The sequence below is a fragment of the Polynucleobacter sp. es-GGE-1 genome, from assembly GCF_018882005.1.
Classification (GTDB): Bacteria; Pseudomonadota; Gammaproteobacteria; order Burkholderiales; family Burkholderiaceae; genus Polynucleobacter.
The window spans coordinates 69,660-86,928 of record NZ_JACVPE010000006.1 but is presented as its reverse complement, the minus strand read 5'-3'; the positions used below and the strand labels follow the sequence as shown (position 1 = coordinate 86,928).

At 45.4% G+C, this 17,269-nt stretch carries 19 protein-coding genes; 11 read left to right on the top strand and 8 right to left on the bottom strand.

Annotated features, from left to right (window positions below; genetic code table 11):
• Genes ICN35_RS05345 through ICN35_RS05330 form a run of 4 tightly spaced genes read left to right on the top strand, consistent with a single transcriptional unit; the run spans position 1 to position 3,755 of the window.
• Positions 1-966: a tripartite tricarboxylate transporter substrate binding protein gene (locus ICN35_RS05345; protein WP_255535723.1), complete on the top strand. Its 966-nt coding sequence runs from the start codon at positions 1-3 to the stop codon at positions 964-966.
• A gap of 20 nt (positions 967-986) precedes the next feature.
• Positions 987-2,180 (top strand): CaiB/BaiF CoA-transferase family protein, encoded by a 1,194-nt coding sequence (locus tag ICN35_RS05340; protein WP_216124911.1) that lies wholly within the window; start codon positions 987-989, stop codon positions 2,178-2,180.
• Positions 2,177-3,340 carry an acyl-CoA dehydrogenase family protein gene (locus ICN35_RS05335; protein WP_216124909.1) on the top strand — a complete coding sequence of 388 codons (1,164 nt, stop codon included), beginning with the start codon at positions 2,177-2,179 and terminating at the stop codon, positions 3,338-3,340. Before ICN35_RS05340 ends, ICN35_RS05335 begins: the two co-directional genes overlap by 4 nt.
• Before the next feature lie 22 nt (positions 3,341-3,362).
• Positions 3,363-3,755, top strand: a complete 393-nt coding sequence (locus tag ICN35_RS05330) for a cupin domain-containing protein (RefSeq protein WP_215295491.1) — start codon at positions 3,363-3,365, stop codon at positions 3,753-3,755.
• 39 nt (positions 3,756-3,794) lie between these two features.
• On the opposite strand, the gene ICN35_RS05325 is transcribed toward ICN35_RS05330, so the two are convergent.
• The 7 genes from ICN35_RS05325 to ICN35_RS05295 form a co-directional block, all read right to left on the bottom strand.
• The gene (locus ICN35_RS05325) at positions 3,795-5,873 is read right to left on the bottom strand and encodes a TonB-dependent receptor domain-containing protein (RefSeq protein WP_216124907.1); all 2,079 of its coding nucleotides are present in this window, start codon (positions 5,871-5,873) and stop codon (positions 3,795-3,797) included.
• Positions 5,874-5,953: 80 nt separating this feature from the next.
• Positions 5,954-6,118: a hemin uptake protein HemP gene (locus ICN35_RS05320; RefSeq protein ID WP_215295494.1), complete on the bottom strand. Its 165-nt coding sequence runs from the start codon at positions 6,116-6,118 to the stop codon at positions 5,954-5,956.
• A 17-nt stretch (positions 6,119-6,135) separates the two neighbouring features.
• Positions 6,136-6,597: an energy transducer TonB gene (locus tag ICN35_RS05315; protein ID WP_216124905.1), complete on the bottom strand. Its 462-nt coding sequence runs from the start codon at positions 6,595-6,597 to the stop codon at positions 6,136-6,138.
• 266 nt (positions 6,598-6,863) lie between these two features.
• The gene (locus tag ICN35_RS05310; RefSeq protein ID WP_216124902.1) at positions 6,864-8,033 is read right to left on the bottom strand and encodes a class I SAM-dependent methyltransferase; all 1,170 of its coding nucleotides are present in this window, start codon (positions 8,031-8,033) and stop codon (positions 6,864-6,866) included.
• A gap of 14 nt (positions 8,034-8,047) precedes the next feature.
• On the bottom strand, positions 8,048-8,902 hold the full coding sequence (locus tag ICN35_RS05305) for a pirin family protein (RefSeq protein ID WP_216124900.1): 855 nt from the start codon (positions 8,900-8,902) through the stop codon (positions 8,048-8,050).
• Positions 8,903-8,923: 21 nt separating this feature from the next.
• Entirely contained in the window at positions 8,924-9,475 is a 552-nt protein-coding gene (locus ICN35_RS05300) for a carboxymuconolactone decarboxylase family protein (RefSeq protein WP_215295499.1), read from the bottom strand.
• A gap of 9 nt (positions 9,476-9,484) precedes the next feature.
• Complete coding sequence (locus tag ICN35_RS05295) at positions 9,485-10,486, bottom strand: tripartite tricarboxylate transporter substrate binding protein (protein ID WP_216124898.1); 1,002 nt, start codon at positions 10,484-10,486, stop codon at positions 9,485-9,487.
• A gap of 89 nt (positions 10,487-10,575) precedes the next feature.
• Here ICN35_RS05295 and ICN35_RS05290 point away from each other — a divergent pair, with 89 nt between their 5' ends.
• From ICN35_RS05290 to ICN35_RS05260, 7 genes are all read left to right on the top strand, one after another.
• Positions 10,576-11,346, top strand: coding sequence for a sulfurtransferase (locus ICN35_RS05290; RefSeq protein ID WP_216124896.1), 771 nt, complete (start codon positions 10,576-10,578; stop codon positions 11,344-11,346).
• An 82-nt stretch (positions 11,347-11,428) separates the two neighbouring features.
• Positions 11,429-12,424 carry a tripartite tricarboxylate transporter substrate binding protein gene (locus ICN35_RS05285; protein ID WP_216124894.1) on the top strand — a complete coding sequence of 332 codons (996 nt, stop codon included), beginning with the start codon at positions 11,429-11,431 and terminating at the stop codon, positions 12,422-12,424.
• A 29-nt stretch (positions 12,425-12,453) separates the two neighbouring features.
• Entirely contained in the window at positions 12,454-13,827 is a 1,374-nt protein-coding gene (locus tag ICN35_RS05280) for an MmgE/PrpD family protein (RefSeq protein ID WP_216124892.1), read from the top strand.
• Positions 13,828-13,848: 21 nt separating this feature from the next.
• Positions 13,849-14,826 (top strand): D-2-hydroxyacid dehydrogenase family protein, encoded by a 978-nt coding sequence (locus tag ICN35_RS05275; RefSeq protein ID WP_216124890.1) that lies wholly within the window; start codon positions 13,849-13,851, stop codon positions 14,824-14,826.
• 2 nt (positions 14,827-14,828) lie between these two features.
• Entirely contained in the window at positions 14,829-15,368 is a 540-nt protein-coding gene (locus tag ICN35_RS05270) for a chromate transporter (RefSeq protein WP_216124888.1), read from the top strand.
• Positions 15,365-15,886, top strand: a complete 522-nt coding sequence (locus ICN35_RS05265; protein ID WP_216124887.1) for a chromate transporter — start codon at positions 15,365-15,367, stop codon at positions 15,884-15,886. The genes ICN35_RS05270 and ICN35_RS05265 overlap by 4 nt, the downstream gene beginning before the upstream one ends.
• Positions 15,887-15,897: 11 nt before the next feature.
• A complete protein-coding gene (locus ICN35_RS05260; RefSeq protein WP_216124885.1) occupies positions 15,898-16,875 on the top strand; it encodes a tripartite tricarboxylate transporter substrate binding protein in 978 nt (325 codons plus the stop codon).
• Positions 16,876-16,887: 12 nt separating this feature from the next.
• On the opposite strand, the gene crcB is transcribed toward ICN35_RS05260, so the two are convergent.
• A complete protein-coding gene (crcB, locus tag ICN35_RS05255) occupies positions 16,888-17,265 on the bottom strand; it encodes a fluoride efflux transporter CrcB (RefSeq protein ID WP_215295513.1) in 378 nt (125 codons plus the stop codon).
• Positions 17,266-17,269 lie beyond the last annotated feature (4 nt).

Sequence of the window (17,269 nt, the reverse complement as noted above, 5' to 3'; positions counted from 1 at the left end):
ATGAATAGATTACGTACACTCTTTGCACTCGCGCTTACCGCAGGCTCATTACACTGCGCCGCGCAAAGCTATCCGTCTTCGAATATCACGATGGTTGTACCTTTTGCAGCTGGTAGCGGGACAGATGGGGTCGCTCGTGTGATGGCAACCAAGATGAGCAGTATCTTAGGACAGCCCGTCATCATTGATAACAAACCTGGTGCGAGCGCACAGATTGGCGCTCAACTTGTAGCCTCAGCCAAGCCTGATGGCTATACCTTGTTGATGACTACCAATACTTCGCACTCAGCCAACCCTTGGTTATTTCAAAATCTAAAGTACGACCCCATTAAAGACTTCACACCGATTGCACGCGTTGGTGAACTACCATTCGTGCTTTGTGTGAACAACGACCTCCCTGTTAAAACCGTCCAAGAACTGATTGATTACGCCAAAGCCAATCCTGGCAAACTATCTTATGGCACACCAAACAGTACTTCACTAGTGACAACCGAAACGATCATGCATTTGACCAAAATTAGCATGACACAAATTCCTTATAAATCTAGCCCACAAGCGCTGACGGATCTTATTGGAAATCAAATTCAGGTATATGTGGCAGATACAGGTTCAGGGATGGCGATGATTAAAGCAGGTAAAGTACGTGCCATTGGTTTAACTGGTAACAGACCTTATGCACAATTACCGAATGTTCCGCCTATTGCGAAAACCATCGCCGGCTTTGATCTTGTGTCATGGAATGGAGTCTTTGGTCCGGCCAATCTTCCTAAGCCCATCATAGACAAAATCAATGCTGTAATTCAAGAGGCTACTAAAGATAAAGAAGTGCAAGCCAAATTAGCACAACTTGGCTTTGTCATTTGGCCATCCAAGAACCCACAAGACTTTGCTCAATACGTTAGTGATCAAATGGCCTACTGGGGTAAGTTGATTATTCAATCAGGCATTAAGTCTGAACTTAACTAATTCGTAGATTCTCAAGGAATATGATGGGCCCATTAGCTGGCGTTCGCATTTTAGATTTGACCTCAGTCATATTGGGACCTTTTGCGACTCAAATATTGGCATCCATGGGCGCAGAAATTATTAAGATTGAAACCCCTGAGGGTGACAATATGCGCGATGTTGGCCCCATGAGAAATCCAAAGATGGGCCACATCTTTTTACAAGCCAATCGCGGTAAAAAGAGTATCGTTTTGGATCTGAAAGATCCCGAATCCAAGCAAGCCACATTAGATCTTGCGAAAACGGTAGATGTCTTTATTTCTAATATCAGACCTCAAGCGCTCGATCGTCTTGGTTTGGGTTATGCAGATGTAAAAAAGGTAAATGAGAAAATCATTTATGTTTCCTGCTCAGGATTTGGCTTGAATGGACCATATGCAGATAAACCTGCTTACGATGACTTGATCCAAGGCGCCACAGGTGTACCCTGGTTAATGCAAGAACATGGGGTACACGAACCTCGCTATGCCCCGACTACTCTGGGAGACAGGGTCACGGGTCTTCATTCAGTATATGCAGTGACTTCAGCCTTATACGCCAGAGAAAAAACAGGTAAGGGGCAACACGTTGTAGTTCCCATGTTTGAATCGATTGCCCAGTTTATTTTAGGAGATCACCTAGGCGGAGAATCCTTCATCCCCCCGATTGGTAAATCGGGATATGCCCGACTTCTATCCCACTACCGCAAACCATATGCCACACAAGATGGCTATATCTCCATCCTGATCTATAACGATAAACATTGGAAAAGTTTTTTTGAGGCCATTGGCCAAGCAGAGCGACTACAGGAAGAAATCTTTTGCACGCACACGAATCGCGCCAACAATATCGACCGGGTCTATAGCGAGGTTGAGAAAATCATTCAAATCAGAACTACTTCGCAGTGGCGTCAACTTCTGGATCAGTACGACCTACCAAATCAGCCTATGAATTCGATTAGCGATTTAATTCAGGATGAGCACCTCAATCAGACTGCCTTCATCCATACTGAAAATCATCCGAGTGAAGGACAAATTCGGGTCATGAATAGCCCCGTATCTTGGTCTGAAACGCCTGCAGAAGAAAACCTCAGTCCCGCCCCCACACTCGGTCAACACACTGCCGAGATTTTGCGGGAACTGGGTTACGCAGAAGATGCTATTGCATCCTTAATCCGTTCAGGAATGAAAAAATGAATTTTCAGTTCACGCCAGAGCAGCTGCAAATTCAAGATGCTATTGAAAAACTGTGTAAACCATTCGATGCAGACTATTGGCTTAAAAAAGACCATTTGGGCGACTTTCCCTTTGATTTCCATCAAACACTAGCCGATGCTGGCTGGTTGGGAATAGCAATGCCCCAAGAATACGGTGGTGCAGGTCTAGGCATTACAGAAGCCGCCTTAATGATGCGCACTATCTCAGGAAGTGGCGCAGGCTTATCCGGGGCCTCTGCAGTGCACATGAATATTTTTGGTTTGCACCCAGTAGTCGTATTTGGTTCAGATGAACAAAAGCAACGCTGGTTACCGCCATTGATTGCAGGCAAAGATCGCGCCTGTTTTGGGGTGACAGAACCTAATGCTGGCCTCAATACCCTAAAGCTTTCGACTAAAGCTGAGAAACAGGGAGATCACTACCTTGTAAGCGGACAAAAGATTTGGATTTCGACCGCTCAGGTTGCTACAAAAATTTTACTGCTAGCACGTACTACGCCTGTTGAAGACGCGAGGGGCACTGAAGGTCTATCTCTGTTTTATACCGACCTCGATCGCTCCTGTATTGATGTGCGTGAAATTGAAAAAATGGGTCGAAAATGTGTCGACTCTAACGAAGTGTTTATTGATCAGCTAAAGATTCCAGTACAAGATTTAATTGGGGAAGAGGGTAAAGGCTTCTCTTATATTCTGCACGGCTTAAATCCCGAAAGAATTTTGATTGCGGCTGAAGCCATTGGTCTTGGCCAAGTAGCCTTAGCTCGTGGAGCTCTGTATGCAAAAGAACGGATTGTGTTTGATCGACCTATTGGTCAAAACCAAGGCATTCAACACCCACTAGCTAAATCTTGGATGGAATTAGAAGCTGCTGACCTCATGGTATTTAAGGCTGCGAGTTTATATGATGCAAAACTGTCTTGCGCCGCAGAAGCAAATGCTGCTAAGTACCTAGCAGCAGAAGCCTGTTTTCATGCTTGCGAGAATGCCATCATGACTCATGGTGGCATGGGTTATGCCAAGGAATACCATGTAGAGCGCTATCTTCGAGAGTCATGGATTCCACGTTTAGCCCCGGTTAGCCCACAACTCATTCTTTGTTTTATTGCCGAAAAGGTCTTAGGCCTGCCAAAATCTTATTGATATTTATTTAGAAAGCACATCGATGAGCAATACTAAATCCCGTTACTTCGTTAAGGCTGGAGAAGTTGAAGGCTATCACCCAGCAAACCATCATGGGACCGTTAATCGTCGACTCATCGGTAGTGAGACTGTTGGCGCAAAACAGCTAGAAGTACTTCATGGCACCATTGAAAAAGGTAAGGGCGCTCTACCCCATGCTCACCCTGGAATAGAACAGGTCTGCTATATGCTCGAAGGGCGCGCCAGAGCTGAAGTGAATGGCGAAGTCTGTGAAATGGGCCCAGGTGATGCCTGTTTTTTCCCTGCAGATGCAATGCATGTATTTACCGTCATCAGTGAAGAACCAGTGAAGGTCTTGGTCATCTACTCTCCACCTTATGAAGAGAACCCCAAAAGAGTTATCAGACCAACCTGAGGCAAATGCCACTCACAAGAGTGGCATTTTTCTATCTAGTTAATTGAACTGATAACTCATGCCCGCTTGGAAATTAAGGGGCGCCCCTGGAAAGATTCCATCTGGGCTACGGCTAGCGATATAACGCTTATCGAATAGATTATTCACCACGCTAAATACTTTCCACTCTTTATTGATAGCGTAGTTTGCACTCCAGTTAACCGTTGCGAAGGCAGGAATCTCACCCAGCGTTCCAATTGCATTTTGTGTAACTGTATTTGCTGCATCAGCGTATTGAGCAGAAATATAATTGACTGAGACTAAAGTATTGAAGCCATTTTTTTGATAATTGATACCTAAGTTAGAAGTGAGCTCGGGCGTGTAAGGAATTCGTTTGCCATCCCTTCCCATTGAGCTCGTACCAACAAACTTAGCAACTGGTATATAGGTTGCATTAGTGTTGAGACTCCAGCCTCGACCCAGCTCATAGCCTAAAGCCAATTCAAGACCTTGATGCAGACTCTTTCCGCCATTTGCTTTTGATATTCCTGAGGCAAGACTCTGATTGACGATCTGATTACTGAAATCCATACTGAAAACAGCAGAGTCATAAGAAAAAGCTCCCGAGCGGCCCCTCAGCCCAAGCTCCATATTCGTGGAACGCTCTGGAGTAAGCTGTTGATCTACTCCTTTATCATCAATTGCTGTAGCTAATTGAGCTGGAGCAAAGCCCTTATAAATGCTGCTATAAATCTGTGCCTCTGGAATGAGTTGCCAAGTGGCGCCAAGCTGGGGAACAGTTTCAATATTCTTGGCATTACCACTTTTACCTGAAATCACATTAGAACGATTTTGGTTATAGCTTTCAATTCGGACTCCAGGAATCAGGGCAAAGTTTTGAGTAATTGAGAATCGGTTTTGAGCGTACATTGCAACTGAGTTAGCCTTATTTTCCTCATGCAATGAAAGCCGTCCAGAATGTGCAAAGGTTTGTGAAGTCACAACTTGATTAGACTGTGACTCTGTATGCAGGCGAACACCAAACTCAGCCTCATTAGAGATACCTAGAGCTTCATAGGCATGTGAAACACGGGAATCTATCCCTAGCATTTGAAACTCTCGATTGCGACCTGCCAAACAATCTGCCCCAACATTACAGGGCTTAAAAACTGTTGCATCCTGGGTGCGATCTGCAATAGACTGCCTCCAGTAATCTCGCCCCAGCCTACTCCAATACACCAATGTATTGACCTTGGTATCAGAGTCAATCTCCAAGGAATGGTTAATGTCTACTGCATTTCTTTGCGTAATAAAGCGATCGTTAGGGGCTGGATTAATGCCCGAGTTCGCTACAAACTGATTTGGGCGTAGACCAACATAAGAGGTATTGATGTTGTTGTCGTAGTGGCTATATTTCAGACTTAACCACTGATTCTGAGCAACTTGCATACCTCCTTTGAGCAAGATGTCATACATCTTGAATCCATTATTTTGATAACCATTCGACTCAGCTTGGATGACATTAATCCCTCCAATCATCCCATTGGAATCAGATTTTCCGCCAGCCTCTATTTCTGCCAAATGGTATCCATAATTACCAAGCTTGCCGGTTAATTTAAAACCCGAAGCGGGAGTTTTACTCAGGTAATTGATCACACCACCGATGTTGGATGGGCCGTACTGAAGTCCAGAAGCACCCTTTAAGATCTCAATACTACTAATGCGTTCGACTGGAGGACTATAGTACGAAGCATTGGAAATAAATAAGCTGGGTTGAATGGGTGCCCCATCCTCTAAAAGCAGGACTTTAGAACTGCGACTGGGGTTCAGTCCGCGAATACCAATATTGGGAATAGATCCAAGACCGCCCTCGTCTCCGCGAACGTTTACACCTGGGACTGTTTTTAATACATCTTGAAGAGAAAGTGGCTGAAGTAATTCAATTTGCTTTTCAGTCACAACGTCAACCGTTCCGGGAATCTGACGAGAAGCGCCCTCCTCTTTTGCCACAATATCGATTCTAGGTAATTCAATATCCTTGGCTTTTGCTAAATTTGAAAGTGCACTTCCAAACACTAACGCGATAGATGAAAACCAAACAATCTTATTGCAGGCGCTTCCAATGACGTGATACTTCATATACAACCTCCAGTGATAACAACAAAAAATCGCTGGCTATTTGCATATGAAAATGCTCTTGCTGGCTACTAATTAACTTTTTATTTTGTGAGAATGAGCTTCCTCAATTTGGTGATACGTAATTGATATCGATGCCCATCATGCTCAATGAATATCAGTTCTTTTGGACCCAGTAAAGTTTTGCTGGAAATAATTTGAGGTAGATCTCGACAAGATGCGTTGGGCTTTAGCTCAGAATTAGCCATACTGTTATCCATTGAGATTAAGCCTCTAAGGTAAATTGCACTGGCAAACGGAAACAGTCAACTGCATTGCTATCAAATGAATCCGCAGAAGATGCAAACTTCCATTTTGCTAATGCATTCAATGCCGAATTATCTAAACTTGGATATCCAGAGCTCCTAAGAACATCGACTTTTTCTACCGTGCCCCTTGGGTTAACGCAGAGTTTCACTAGAACGACGCCCTCCTGCTTAAGACGCCTACTAATTAAAGGGTAAGTAGGTTTTGAACCATCAATTTTTTGTCGACCGATGGCGCCAGGTATTAGGGCATCTTGGGCAAGAGGAAGAGAGGCTTGCTTCCCAGGAGAATCTGATTGAATACTGGTAGATGATGTATTTGATGTGCTGGCTTGTAGTGTTATCGCGGATTTTCGCTGCAGCGATGAACCCTGATCTGAATCTCGTAAATCCATAATCATCAGTTCAGAGGGTAATTTCAAACCTCTCGAAGAATAAGGGATAAATGAGCCAACCAACAAAAGGGCATGAGCAATCAGGACAAATAAAATAAGATAAAAATTTCTGATTTGCAAGCCGCAATACACATTTCTTCCTTAAAAACCAATGGGCAGAACATCACAATATATTTACTGACGATTGTGTAAAACACATCTCAAATAAAAGTAGTACCGAATGATTTTAGGGATGAAGCTTGCTATTAACAACCCTGACGTAAATGAGGATAGATGCTGTAGGGATATTTTTACTAATGAGTATTGCCAGATATTGCTAGACGCCAGAGAGATGTGGTCTCTTGAGATCGGGCCTTATATAATGCATCCGTCTTATCAAACACCTTTTGATGTTGTGGCTTGGTATCCAATCGAGCAATCACCTTGAGTCCAGCAGCTTCAATCCAAGCAAGTAACTCTTCTCTGGTACGTAAGCCTAAGTGCTCGGCTAGATCTGAAAGAATTAACCAACCCTCACCTTTTGGGAGTAAGTGATCTTTCAATTGACTTAAGAAACCCTTGAGCATCTGACTATCTGGATCATAAACCGCATGCTCCAGAGATGAACTTGGTCTTGCTGGTAGCCAAGGTGGGTTACAGACAACCAAGGCCGCGTTTCCTTCAGGAAATAAATGCCTTTTTTGAATTTCAATCTGATTGTCCAGATTCAGGCGATCAATATTTTCCTGTGCACAAGCAATGGCGCGATCATCTTGATCAGTGCCAATGATCTTTTTGATTTCTCGCATTGCTAATACTATTGATAGGACGCCTGTACCCACACCGATATCAAAAGCAGTCGAATTTTCTTTGAGGGTGCTTGGAAGTGGTGCCTTGAGAACAAGCTCAATATATTCCCCGCGAATTGGTGAAAAAACGCCATAGTGTGGATGAATGCGAATCTCTTCATCATCTCTTGCCAAAATCGGCACGCCCTTCTTCCGCCACTCATGCGCACTAATAACACCGAGCAATTCTCGTAAGGAGATGACATACGACTCATTCTGACCTCCATATGCCTCAAGACAAGCTTGCGCCACATCTGGAGCACGCCTTAAGGAAATGGTGTGATCTGCATTCACTTGAATGAGCAACATTCCTAAAATACGAGCACGCTGTGATTGAGAGAGACGATGCAAATTGAAAGTATCTAGAGAACTTTTTGTTTTGTCTTTTTCGATACGATCCACCCGTTTAGATTTTTTGGATGGCTTACCTACTCTTCTGACTAAAGCTTGCAGTAACTGGCGTGCATTCTGAAAGTCGCCTCTATAGAGAATTGCAGTACCTTCGCATGCCATACGGTAAGCAATATCTGCCGTTAGCGTATCGTCGCCAATCTGAATTTTTTTATGCGGAGCAATACCATTTTCGGAATGCCATTTAGCAGCGCAAGATTGACCCGCCTCGTCCCAATGGATCATCACGAATGAATCATTCAAGAGGTCACAAAGCGATTGTTTTGGTAATCGTCGATGGCCTGCTCAATCTCAGAGCGTGTATTCATTACAAAGGGGCCGTATTGAACAATCGGCTCATGCAAAGGTAGTGCTGCAAGCACAATAAACTGGGCGCCTTCAGCACCGGCTTTCGCCTTGAGTAAATCACCATCACCTAATACGATCGCAGCCTGCTTGGGCGCAGCCTTCATGGGACCACCAAGCTCAAGGTTGCCCTCATAGATATACACAAATGCGTTGAGTTCCTTGGCAACGCGATGCTCAAACTCTGCATTAGGAGGCAAATGTACATCTAGAAATAAAGGCGTAGTAGTAATCCCCTGAATAGGCCCTTGAATACTTGCAACCCCGTCCTCATAAGAGCCTGCAATCACCTTCACAGATCCACCATTCAGCAACGATGTCCTTGGAATATCTTCCACTTGAATGTCTTGATAGCCAGCTGGCTTCATTTTTTCTTTAGCGGGTAAATTAATCCATAGCTGAAAGCCTCGCATTGCGCCGCTTACTTGCTGTGGCATTTCTGAGTGGATGATTCCGCGTCCTGCCGTCATCCACTGCACTCCGCCTGTTTTGAGATGCCCTTGATTGCCCAAGTGATCCTCGTGCAACATGTGCCCTTCAAGCATATAAGTCACCGTCTCAAAACCACGATGAGGATGCGCTGGAAATCCTGCCACATAATCATTTGGATCATTCGATGAAAACTCATCCAGCATCAAGAAGGGATCAAGCCTGACTTGCTGTTGACCCCCCAAGCTGCGCCGCAACTTCACGCCTGCGCCATCAGTAGTAGCGATGCCTGGAATAATCGTTTGGATATTGCGGATCATTGAAGAATTGTTATCTTCGCTTCAGGCTGGTGGATGATCTTCAGGATTCACATCCAAAGCAATCAAAAAGCGTGACACCATGTTGTAAGCAGCAATCACTGTTACTAATTCGACTGTATCAGTGCTACCCAGCTCTTTTTGCAAACGCTTCATCAATTCAGAATCTACTTTGATATTACGAGTCATTTGGAAAGTCAGGTCTGCAGCATCATTCTCCACCTGGGAGAACAGATTTCTAGGGAAGCTAGACTGACCAATTAAACGCAAAGCCTGAACTTGTTCTTCTGTACCACCGGCTTTCTTAAAAGGGGGTGCATGATGAAAGAACTCATATTCAGCGCCGTTCAATACCGCAACACCACACATCGCCAACTCACGCAACTTGGGATCTAGTGAAAGATTGTTCCGAATCTCGCCGATGAAATGATTCCAACCCTCGGCAACCGGCACGCTATGCAATAGCATACGATCCAAATTAATAAACTGACCGCCACGACGCTGACGAATGGCGGCAACTAGCTCAGCTGGTTCAGCCAAGTCCATGGGCTGATAGGGAATTAAACGTTCTGACATAAATACTTTCTATTGAGTAGTTTCTTTAATATTGTTTTCAATCACGAACTTACCCCAGATACCAATTTGCTTGCCAATAAATTCGCGCGCAGTTTCAGGAGTGCCGCCAATGATTTCAATGCCTTGAGATTTAAATTTCTCAGCTACAACTGGGGTCTTTAAGGCTTTATTCAAAGCCTTATTCATCGCATCCACAATGGCTGGTGGTGTTTTGCCTGGCGCCAATATTGCCCACCATGCTGGCGCACTAAAGCCAGGGAAACCACTCTCAGCAATGGTTGGAACATTTGGCAAGGCTGGAGATCTCTTTGCAGTAGTAATCACCAAAGGAATGACGCCGCCACTTTCAATGTGCGGCTTTACCAAGAACTCTGAACCAATTGCTAGCTCAACTTGACCACCCAAAACGTCTTGCATTAAAGGACCACCGCCACGATAAGGAATGTGGTTCCAATCAAAGCCTGCCTGCTTTGCCAAACGCGCCATCGCTAAGTGCCCTAAGCTACCTATACCAATAGAACCGTAGCTAAATTTCTTACCTGCTTTAGATTGCTCAACAATTTGTTTAAAACTGGTAATGCCGGAGTTTTTGCTAGCAACCAGCACCATTGGCGAAGTACCTACCAAAATGATCGGCGCAATATCTTTAATCGTGTCGTAGGGGAGCTTATCTTTGAGACTCGGGTTCACGCCATGGGTATCAAAAACTGCTGCGAAGGTGTAGCCATCAGGATCAGAGCGTGTCATGGCAGATGTACCAATCACGCCTGAAGCACCGCCGATGTTTTCAACGATCACATTTTGTTTTAGTTCGGCCTGTAGTGCAGGAGCCAAAATTCGGGCTACCTGGTCTACAGATCCACCAGGAGGAAAAACAGCAATCAAGCGAATAGGTTTCTGGGTTGGCCAAGCACCGGTGCCCGCAGTTTGTGCCAAGGCATGGTTACTGGCCCCGAGAGCTAATAAAGCCAGGAACAGGACTCTTTTAGCCTTTTTTGCCATATCTAGCATGGATTCGTCTCCTTTGAATAAGACCTCAAGATTACCACCCTCAAGCCCTATTTGCTCGATAATGCTGGGGTAGCTTGAAGAGAAAAAACATGAAGTCGATTTTGAACATTGCCGCCTATTTATTTGTCAGCCTAGATGAGCTGCCAGAACTGCGCGCCAAAATGCTCGATGAATGCAACGCCAGAGAACTCAAGGGCACCATTCTGCTCACTGGCGAAGGCATCAATTTATTTCTCGCAGGTAAAACAGATGCCTTACGTGGATTTTTAGATTGGCTACGTACCGACTCTCGCTTTGCACCTTTGCAGGCAAAAGAAAGTTGGTCGGATGAGCAGCCGTTTAAAAAAATGCTCATCAAACTCAAGAATGAAATTATTCGCATGAATCATCCAAGCATTCAGCCAGAGAAAGGTCGAGCGAATTTTATTTCCCCAAAAAAATTACAAGAGTGGTTAGATCGAGGCACAGATGATTTAGGCCGCCCTGTAGTGATGGTCGATACGCGCAATGCATTTGAAGTGGACTACGGCACTTTTGAAAATGCCCTGCACTTTAATATTGAGAAGTTCACCGAATTTCCTGCGGCCATCTCTGCGCATAAGGAAGAGTTGGCCGATAAAACCCTAGTCAGTTTTTGCACTGGCGGAATACGTTGCGAAAAATCAGGACTCTACATGCGAGAAATCGGCATGGAGCATAGCTACCAACTGGAAGGTGGAATCCTCAAGTACTTCGAAGAGGTTGGTTCTGCCCACTATCAGGGCACCTGCTTTGTGTTTGATGAGCGTGAAGCGCTAGAACCCAATCTAGACACTATACCCTTAGAACAATCGATTCGGAAAAAGCTCAAAACTGGCTGACTTGATAGCCAGTTTTGAACATCGATAGTAAAATGATCTACCTGCATTACCTTAATAAGTAACAATCATTCGGACTTGAGACATGTCTAAATCTATTTATCGGCAAACGCCGATTTTTTTATCTTTTCTGTTTGCTTTGATCGGACTCACAACGAGTCTTAGCATTCAAGCGCAGACACCCGCTTATCCGACTAAGCCGATCAAGTTGATTGCACCAGTTGCTGCCGGTGGTGGGCTCGATAACATTGCTCGGGCTGTTGCAGAAAAATTGTCTCGCTCGATTGGTCAAACTATTGTGGTTGAAAATATGGGTGGTGGTGGTGGCACCATTGCTTCTCAAGCAATCGCCAAGGCGCCTGCTGATGGCTACACTCTGATGATTGCCTATGTGGGGACTCATGGCACCAACCCAGCAGTTCGTCGTCTGCCTTATGACGCCATTAAAGACTTCACCCCGATCGGCATGATTGGCGCAACACCAAACGTACTAGTGATTAACTCTGATTTACCGATTAAAAACTTTAAAGAGTTTGTTGATTACGCTAAAAAGAACCCTGCCAAGTTAAGCTATGGTTCTGCTGGTCCAGGAACGTTAACTCACCTCGGAATGGAGCAACTGAAATTAGCAGCTGGGATCTTTATGGTTCACATTCCTTATCGCGGGGTTGGTCCTGCTTACACCGACTTGTTAGCAGGCCAGACACAAGCCATGCTCCCCACCCTGTTTGCTGCTTTACCTTATATCAACACAAATCGTGTTCGTGGACTGGCGGTAACAGGCGCCAAACGCAGCTCCGCTGCCCCCACCATTCCGACTTTTAAAGAGCTAGGTTTCAGCGGTTTTGATGGCCAACAATGGTATGGACTAGTAGGGCCCGCGAATTTGCCACCTGCGATCGTCACCAAGCTCAATAATGAACTTAACAAAGTTCTCGCCCTGCCTGACTTCTCAGAAAAAATGACGAGCGAGGCGATGACTTTGATGCCAATGACACCGCCCCAGTTTACAAATTACATCAAAGAAGATATTGCACGCTGGGCTAAGGTTGCAAAAGATCGTCATATTGAACTCGAATAAAAAATAACCCATTAAGAATAGGAAATCATATGTCTCACGCTATTGCTGCAGCAGCCGATTTAAATGCACCACCCGTTACCAAAATATTGGCAGAGTTTGTTACCTCCCATCCCAGCCAAGGCTGGACACCAGAGGTAGATCACGAAGCTCACCGGACTTTTCTCAACTGGCTAGGTTGTGCTATTGGCGCTGCCAATCATGAAAGTGTTGAATCGTCTTTAGCCGCTATTCGCGAATTCCAGCCAGCACCGCAAGCCAGCATCTTAGGTCGTAAAGATAAAGTTGATATGGGTGGCGCTGCCTTAATCAACGGCATCAGCTCACATACTTTTGATTTTGATGACACTCACCTCAAAACCGTGATCCATCCTGCAGGTCCAGTAGCTTCTGCAATTTTGGCATTAGGCGAACACATCAATGCCAGTGGTCGCCAAATTATTGACTCTTTAGTTTTAGGTATCGATGTTGCTTGCCGCGTTGGTAATGCGATGTATCCAGATCACTACCACCGTGGTTGGCATATCACTGGCTCAACCGGTATGCTCGGATCTGCTGCAGCTTGCTCACGCTTAATGGGTCTTGATCTACAGAAAACTACCATGGCACTGGGTATTGCCGCATCACAACCAGTTGGAATGCGTGAGCAATTTGGCACAATGACAAAGCCATTTCATCCAGGTGGTGCAGCACGCGCAGGGCAACTCTCTGCATTACTTGCTAAGCATGGGTTCACTTCGAGCCCGAAAGCATTAGAAGCGGGTCGCGGCTATATGCAAACTGTTTCTACGAAATGTGACTGGTCAGAAATTGATCGCGCCCTCGGAAAATCATTTGAGATTTCTTTAAATACTTACAAGCCCTTTGCTTGTGGCATTGTGATTCACCCTGCGATTGATGCTTGCGCACAATTACGCGCCCAAGGCGTTAAGGCAGAGGAAGTGGAGCGTATTGAATTACGTGTGCACCCTCTGGTCTTGGAGCTCACTGGCAAGAAGACTCCGAAAGATGGTCTCGAAGGGAAATTTAGCGTGTACCACGGCTGCGCTGTTGGCTTAATTTTTGGTCAAGCGGGTGAAGGTGAGTATGCTGATGACATCGTCAATCGCGCAGATGTCGTGGCCTTGCGCGCCAAAGTAAATGCTACTACCGACACTTCTATTGACGAAGCTTCAGTTGATGTCAAAGCGTTCTTAAAAGACGGTAAAGAAGTACATGTATTTGTGAAGAATGCTATTGGCTCTGTCGAAAATCCAATGAGTGATGCTAATTTAGAACAGAAATTCACAAATTTGGCTGAACCCATCATCGGTAAAGAAAAAACCCGTCAACTCATTTCAGCATTATGGAAACTTGGCAATGCATCAGATCTCAAGCAAATCCTGAGCCTTTGCACACCTGACTAAATTTAAAGAAAGTATCGAGTTATGGCCTCATTACCAAACATCGTCATCCTTGGCGACTACGAACGCGCTTTGGCTCGCTTTTCTGACTGGGGGAAGTTAGAGCAGCAAGCAAGCCTTACCTTTCATCATGAGCCCCTGCGTGATGAGGCGCTCTATGAAGCCGTTAAAGATGCTGATGCGATTGCAATCGTGCGGGATCGCTCCCCATTTAATGAAGCCATGATTGCGCGCTTGCCTAAGCTGAAATTTCTCATGTTTACTGGTGAACGTAATGGCACCTTGGATGCTTCAGCATTAATCGCACGCAATATTCCGATAGCCTGCTCGCCCGGCGGCCCATCCAAAGAAACTACTGCGGAACTCACATGGGCACTCATTCTTGGGGCTTCAAAGCGCCTGATTGAGGAAAACAAACTGATTGCCTCTGGTGGTTGGCGTGATCAACTATCGGTTCTTCCCATGCTCTCAGGTGAGCGCTTAGGCATCATGGGTCTTGGTGCCATTGGTAGTCGCGTTGCACGCGTAGGCGCCGCCTTTGGTATGGAAGTCGTTGCGTGGAGCCCGCGCATGACTCCTGAACGAGCTGCTGTAGAAAATGCAAAAGCAGTGAGCCTAGAAGAATTACTTTCCACATCGAAGATTGTGTCAATGCACCTAGTAGCTGGTCCTGGAACCAAGGGGCTGATTAGTGCAGATCAATTGGCTTTAATGCGCCCTGACTCTATCCTGGTAAATACTTCACGCTCTGCGCTCATCAATATGAACGATCTGCAAAAAGCATTGGCAGCTGGCAGGCCAGGGCAGGCAGCTGTCGATGTCTTTGACATTGAGCCCCTCCCAGAAAAAGATCCTTTACGTAATACCCCCAATCTTTTAGTAACTCCCCATTTAGGATTTATTGCAGAGCCAATTTTTGCTAGCTTCTCAAAAGGCATTACTGAAACTCTAGATGCCTGGTTGAACAACAAACCCATACCTCATCCTTTTAAGCTACAGTAATTTTGAAAACACTCACACCTCTCGAGCTATTTATTAGCTTTAGCAAAATCGGGATGTCTGGGTTTGGTGGGGTCTTACCTTGGGCCAGAAGAACCTTGGTTGAGCGCGATAAGATTTTGACCTCTGAGGAATTTAGCGCCATTCTGGGCATCTGCCAAATTGTTCCTGGGCCTAACATTGTCAACCTCGCAGTGTGTATTGGCTCTCGTTTTGGCGGCGCCAGAGGCGCTATTGCCGCCGTATTGGGTTTAACTCTAGGGCCCATCTCGATCGTCATGGTGTTAGCCCTTTTGTATGAACACTATCGATATCTTGACTCCGTCCAAGGTGTACTTCGAGGAATATCGGCCGTGGGTGTTGGCTTGATTGCGTCTACAGGCTTCAAAATGCTCAAGGATGAGTTTCGATATCCAGCGATGTTGATTGTGGTCATTGTCACCATACTTGCCGCTAGCTATTTCCATCTTGGCTTAGGTTGGGTGGTACTCATCTCCTCGCCATTAGCATTGGTCTTAGCCTGGAAAAAGGCCCATACAGAATGAGTATTCTCATCAGTCTTTTTCTAAAACTGTCTGCATTCTCTTTGATTGCATTTGGTGGGGTGAACGCCCTGCTTCCGGTGCTATTTAACTTGGCTGTAAACCAAGAGCATTGGGTTGATGTGCAAACTTTCTCAGACTATTTTGCAATCGCCCAAGCAGCACCCGGCCCCAATTTTATGACCGTCACTCTATTGGGTTGGCATATCTATGGTGTCATTGGTGCACTCGTTGCCACCTTTGCTATTGCATGGCCATCTTCTATTTTGATCTTCTACTTACAGCGGCTCATTATGGGCATCAAAGATCCTCTGAAAAAGAAATCGATTCAATATGCTGCGGCAGCGCTAGCCATTGGCTTGGTACTTTCTTCAGCCTGGCAAATTTCTTTACAAATCAATCAAAGTGTTGCGGCTTATATATTGACGATGACTACGATTGCGATTACCTTCTTTACACGTTGGCACCCTCTGTACCTGATAGTCATCGGAGCCGCACTAGGTTTATCAGGTGCCGTCTAATAAGGATCAAAATGAAACTGACCCATTTTCTTCTAAGCGTAATTGGCTTAACTAGTCTCTTGAATACTGGCATGACACAGGCACAATCTAGCTACCCTAATAAGCTGATTAATTTTGTAGTGCCTTACGGTGCTGGTGGTGGTGCAGATTCTCGTGGCCGTCAGATTGCACAAAAGATGAGTGTCATTCTGAAGCAGCCGATCGTTGTTGATAACAAGCCCGGTGCCGGCGGTAATATTGGCACTGAATTTATTTCTCGTGCCGCTCCAGATGGTTACACCATTGGTATGGGCAACTTTGCACCTATGGCAGTAAACAAAACATTGTTTGGTAATTTACGCTACGACCCTGAAACTGATATCACCCCAATTGTGTTGGTTGAAAAAGGTCCTTTGGTATTAGTAGTCAATCCAAGCTCATCTTATAAAACCATCCAAGATATTGTGGCTGCAGCCAAAGCGAAGCCAGGTGAACTCACATTCTCATCCGGTGGTATTGGTGGTAGTCACCAGCTTTCTGCAGAACTCTTTGAGCAAAATGCCGGTATCGATATGATTCACGTGCCATACAAAAGCGGCTCTGCTGGTCTCACCGATCTGATGGCAGGTAATGTCACGATGATGTTTGATCAAATGTATTCGGCTATGCCAAGCATCAAAGCAGATAAGCTCCGTCCAATTGCCATTACCAGTAAGAAGCGTTCTCCGCTCCTACCCAATGTGCCAAGCTTTGCTGAGAATGGCTACCCCAAGGTTGAGGTGCTGAATTGGCAGGGATTAATTGCCCCTAAAGGCACACCGAAGGCCATCATTGACAAACTCAACGCCGCAGCCAATGAAGCCTTAAAAGATCCTCAATTACGAGAGCTCATGCTTTCACAAGGAAATGAAATCGGTGGCGGCAGTCCTGCAGACTTTGCAGCGCTGATTAAATCAGAATCCATCAAGTGGAGTGCCGTCGTCAAGACGGCTAATATCAAGCCAGAGTAATTTACTCTAGACTCACTTGAGGGCTTGGTAAGTCAAGATACCCAAGAAGGTTAGTACCAATGAGCCAATCAGATGCAGTAGTGCTGTGCCCAGCGCCCAAGTAAATTCTCCGCGCTGAATAAAACTCACTACTTCCGCGGAGAAACTAGAGAAAGTAGTGAGACCCCCAAGGAAACCTGTAATCACAAAAAGTTTCCATTCCGGTGAGAGTTGTGGATTGCTACCAAAGAACGCTACTGCTAAACCAACGAGGTAGCCACCGACCATATTCGAGATCAAGGTACCTAAGGGTATGACTGAGGCTGCACTCACGGTCAAAATATTAAAGCCTGCCCGCAACAAAGCACCAAGACCAGCGCCAAAGAAAATTGCAAGAATAGAGAGCCACATAATT

What these genes read in the sequence shown, in the direction of transcription:
- ICN35_RS05345 (WP_255535723.1), top strand. Translation starts at nt 1, where the DNA reads ATGAATAGATTACGTACACTCTTTGCACTCGCGCTTACCGCAGGCTCA.
- ICN35_RS05340 (WP_216124911.1), top strand. Translation starts at nt 987, where the DNA reads ATGATGGGCCCATTAGCTGGCGTTCGCATTTTAGATTTGACCTCAGTC.
- ICN35_RS05335 (WP_216124909.1), top strand. Translation starts at nt 2,177, where the DNA reads ATGAATTTTCAGTTCACGCCAGAGCAGCTGCAAATTCAAGATGCTATT.
- ICN35_RS05330 (WP_215295491.1), top strand. Translation starts at nt 3,363, where the DNA reads ATGAGCAATACTAAATCCCGTTACTTCGTTAAGGCTGGAGAAGTTGAA.
- ICN35_RS05325 (WP_216124907.1), bottom strand. Translation starts at nt 5,873, where the DNA reads ATGAAGTATCACGTCATTGGAAGCGCCTGCAATAAGATTGTTTGGTTT.
- ICN35_RS05320 (WP_215295494.1), bottom strand. Translation starts at nt 6,118, where the DNA reads ATGGCTAATTCTGAGCTAAAGCCCAACGCATCTTGTCGAGATCTACCT.
- ICN35_RS05310 (WP_216124902.1), bottom strand. Translation starts at nt 8,033, where the DNA reads ATGATCCATTGGGACGAGGCGGGTCAATCTTGCGCTGCTAAATGGCAT.
- ICN35_RS05305 (WP_216124900.1), bottom strand. Translation starts at nt 8,902, where the DNA reads ATGATCCGCAATATCCAAACGATTATTCCAGGCATCGCTACTACTGAT.
- ICN35_RS05300 (WP_215295499.1), bottom strand. Translation starts at nt 9,475, where the DNA reads ATGTCAGAACGTTTAATTCCCTATCAGCCCATGGACTTGGCTGAACCA.
- ICN35_RS05295 (WP_216124898.1), bottom strand. Translation starts at nt 10,486, where the DNA reads ATGCTAGATATGGCAAAAAAGGCTAAAAGAGTCCTGTTCCTGGCTTTA.
- ICN35_RS05290 (WP_216124896.1), top strand. Translation starts at nt 10,576, where the DNA reads ATGAAGTCGATTTTGAACATTGCCGCCTATTTATTTGTCAGCCTAGAT.
- ICN35_RS05285 (WP_216124894.1), top strand. Translation starts at nt 11,429, where the DNA reads ATGTCTAAATCTATTTATCGGCAAACGCCGATTTTTTTATCTTTTCTG.
- ICN35_RS05280 (WP_216124892.1), top strand. Translation starts at nt 12,454, where the DNA reads ATGTCTCACGCTATTGCTGCAGCAGCCGATTTAAATGCACCACCCGTT.
- ICN35_RS05275 (WP_216124890.1), top strand. Translation starts at nt 13,849, where the DNA reads ATGGCCTCATTACCAAACATCGTCATCCTTGGCGACTACGAACGCGCT.
- ICN35_RS05265 (WP_216124887.1), top strand. Translation starts at nt 15,365, where the DNA reads ATGAGTATTCTCATCAGTCTTTTTCTAAAACTGTCTGCATTCTCTTTG.
- ICN35_RS05260 (WP_216124885.1), top strand. Translation starts at nt 15,898, where the DNA reads ATGAAACTGACCCATTTTCTTCTAAGCGTAATTGGCTTAACTAGTCTC.
- crcB (WP_215295513.1), bottom strand. Translation starts at nt 17,265, where the DNA reads ATGTGGCTCTCTATTCTTGCAATTTTCTTTGGCGCTGGTCTTGGTGCT.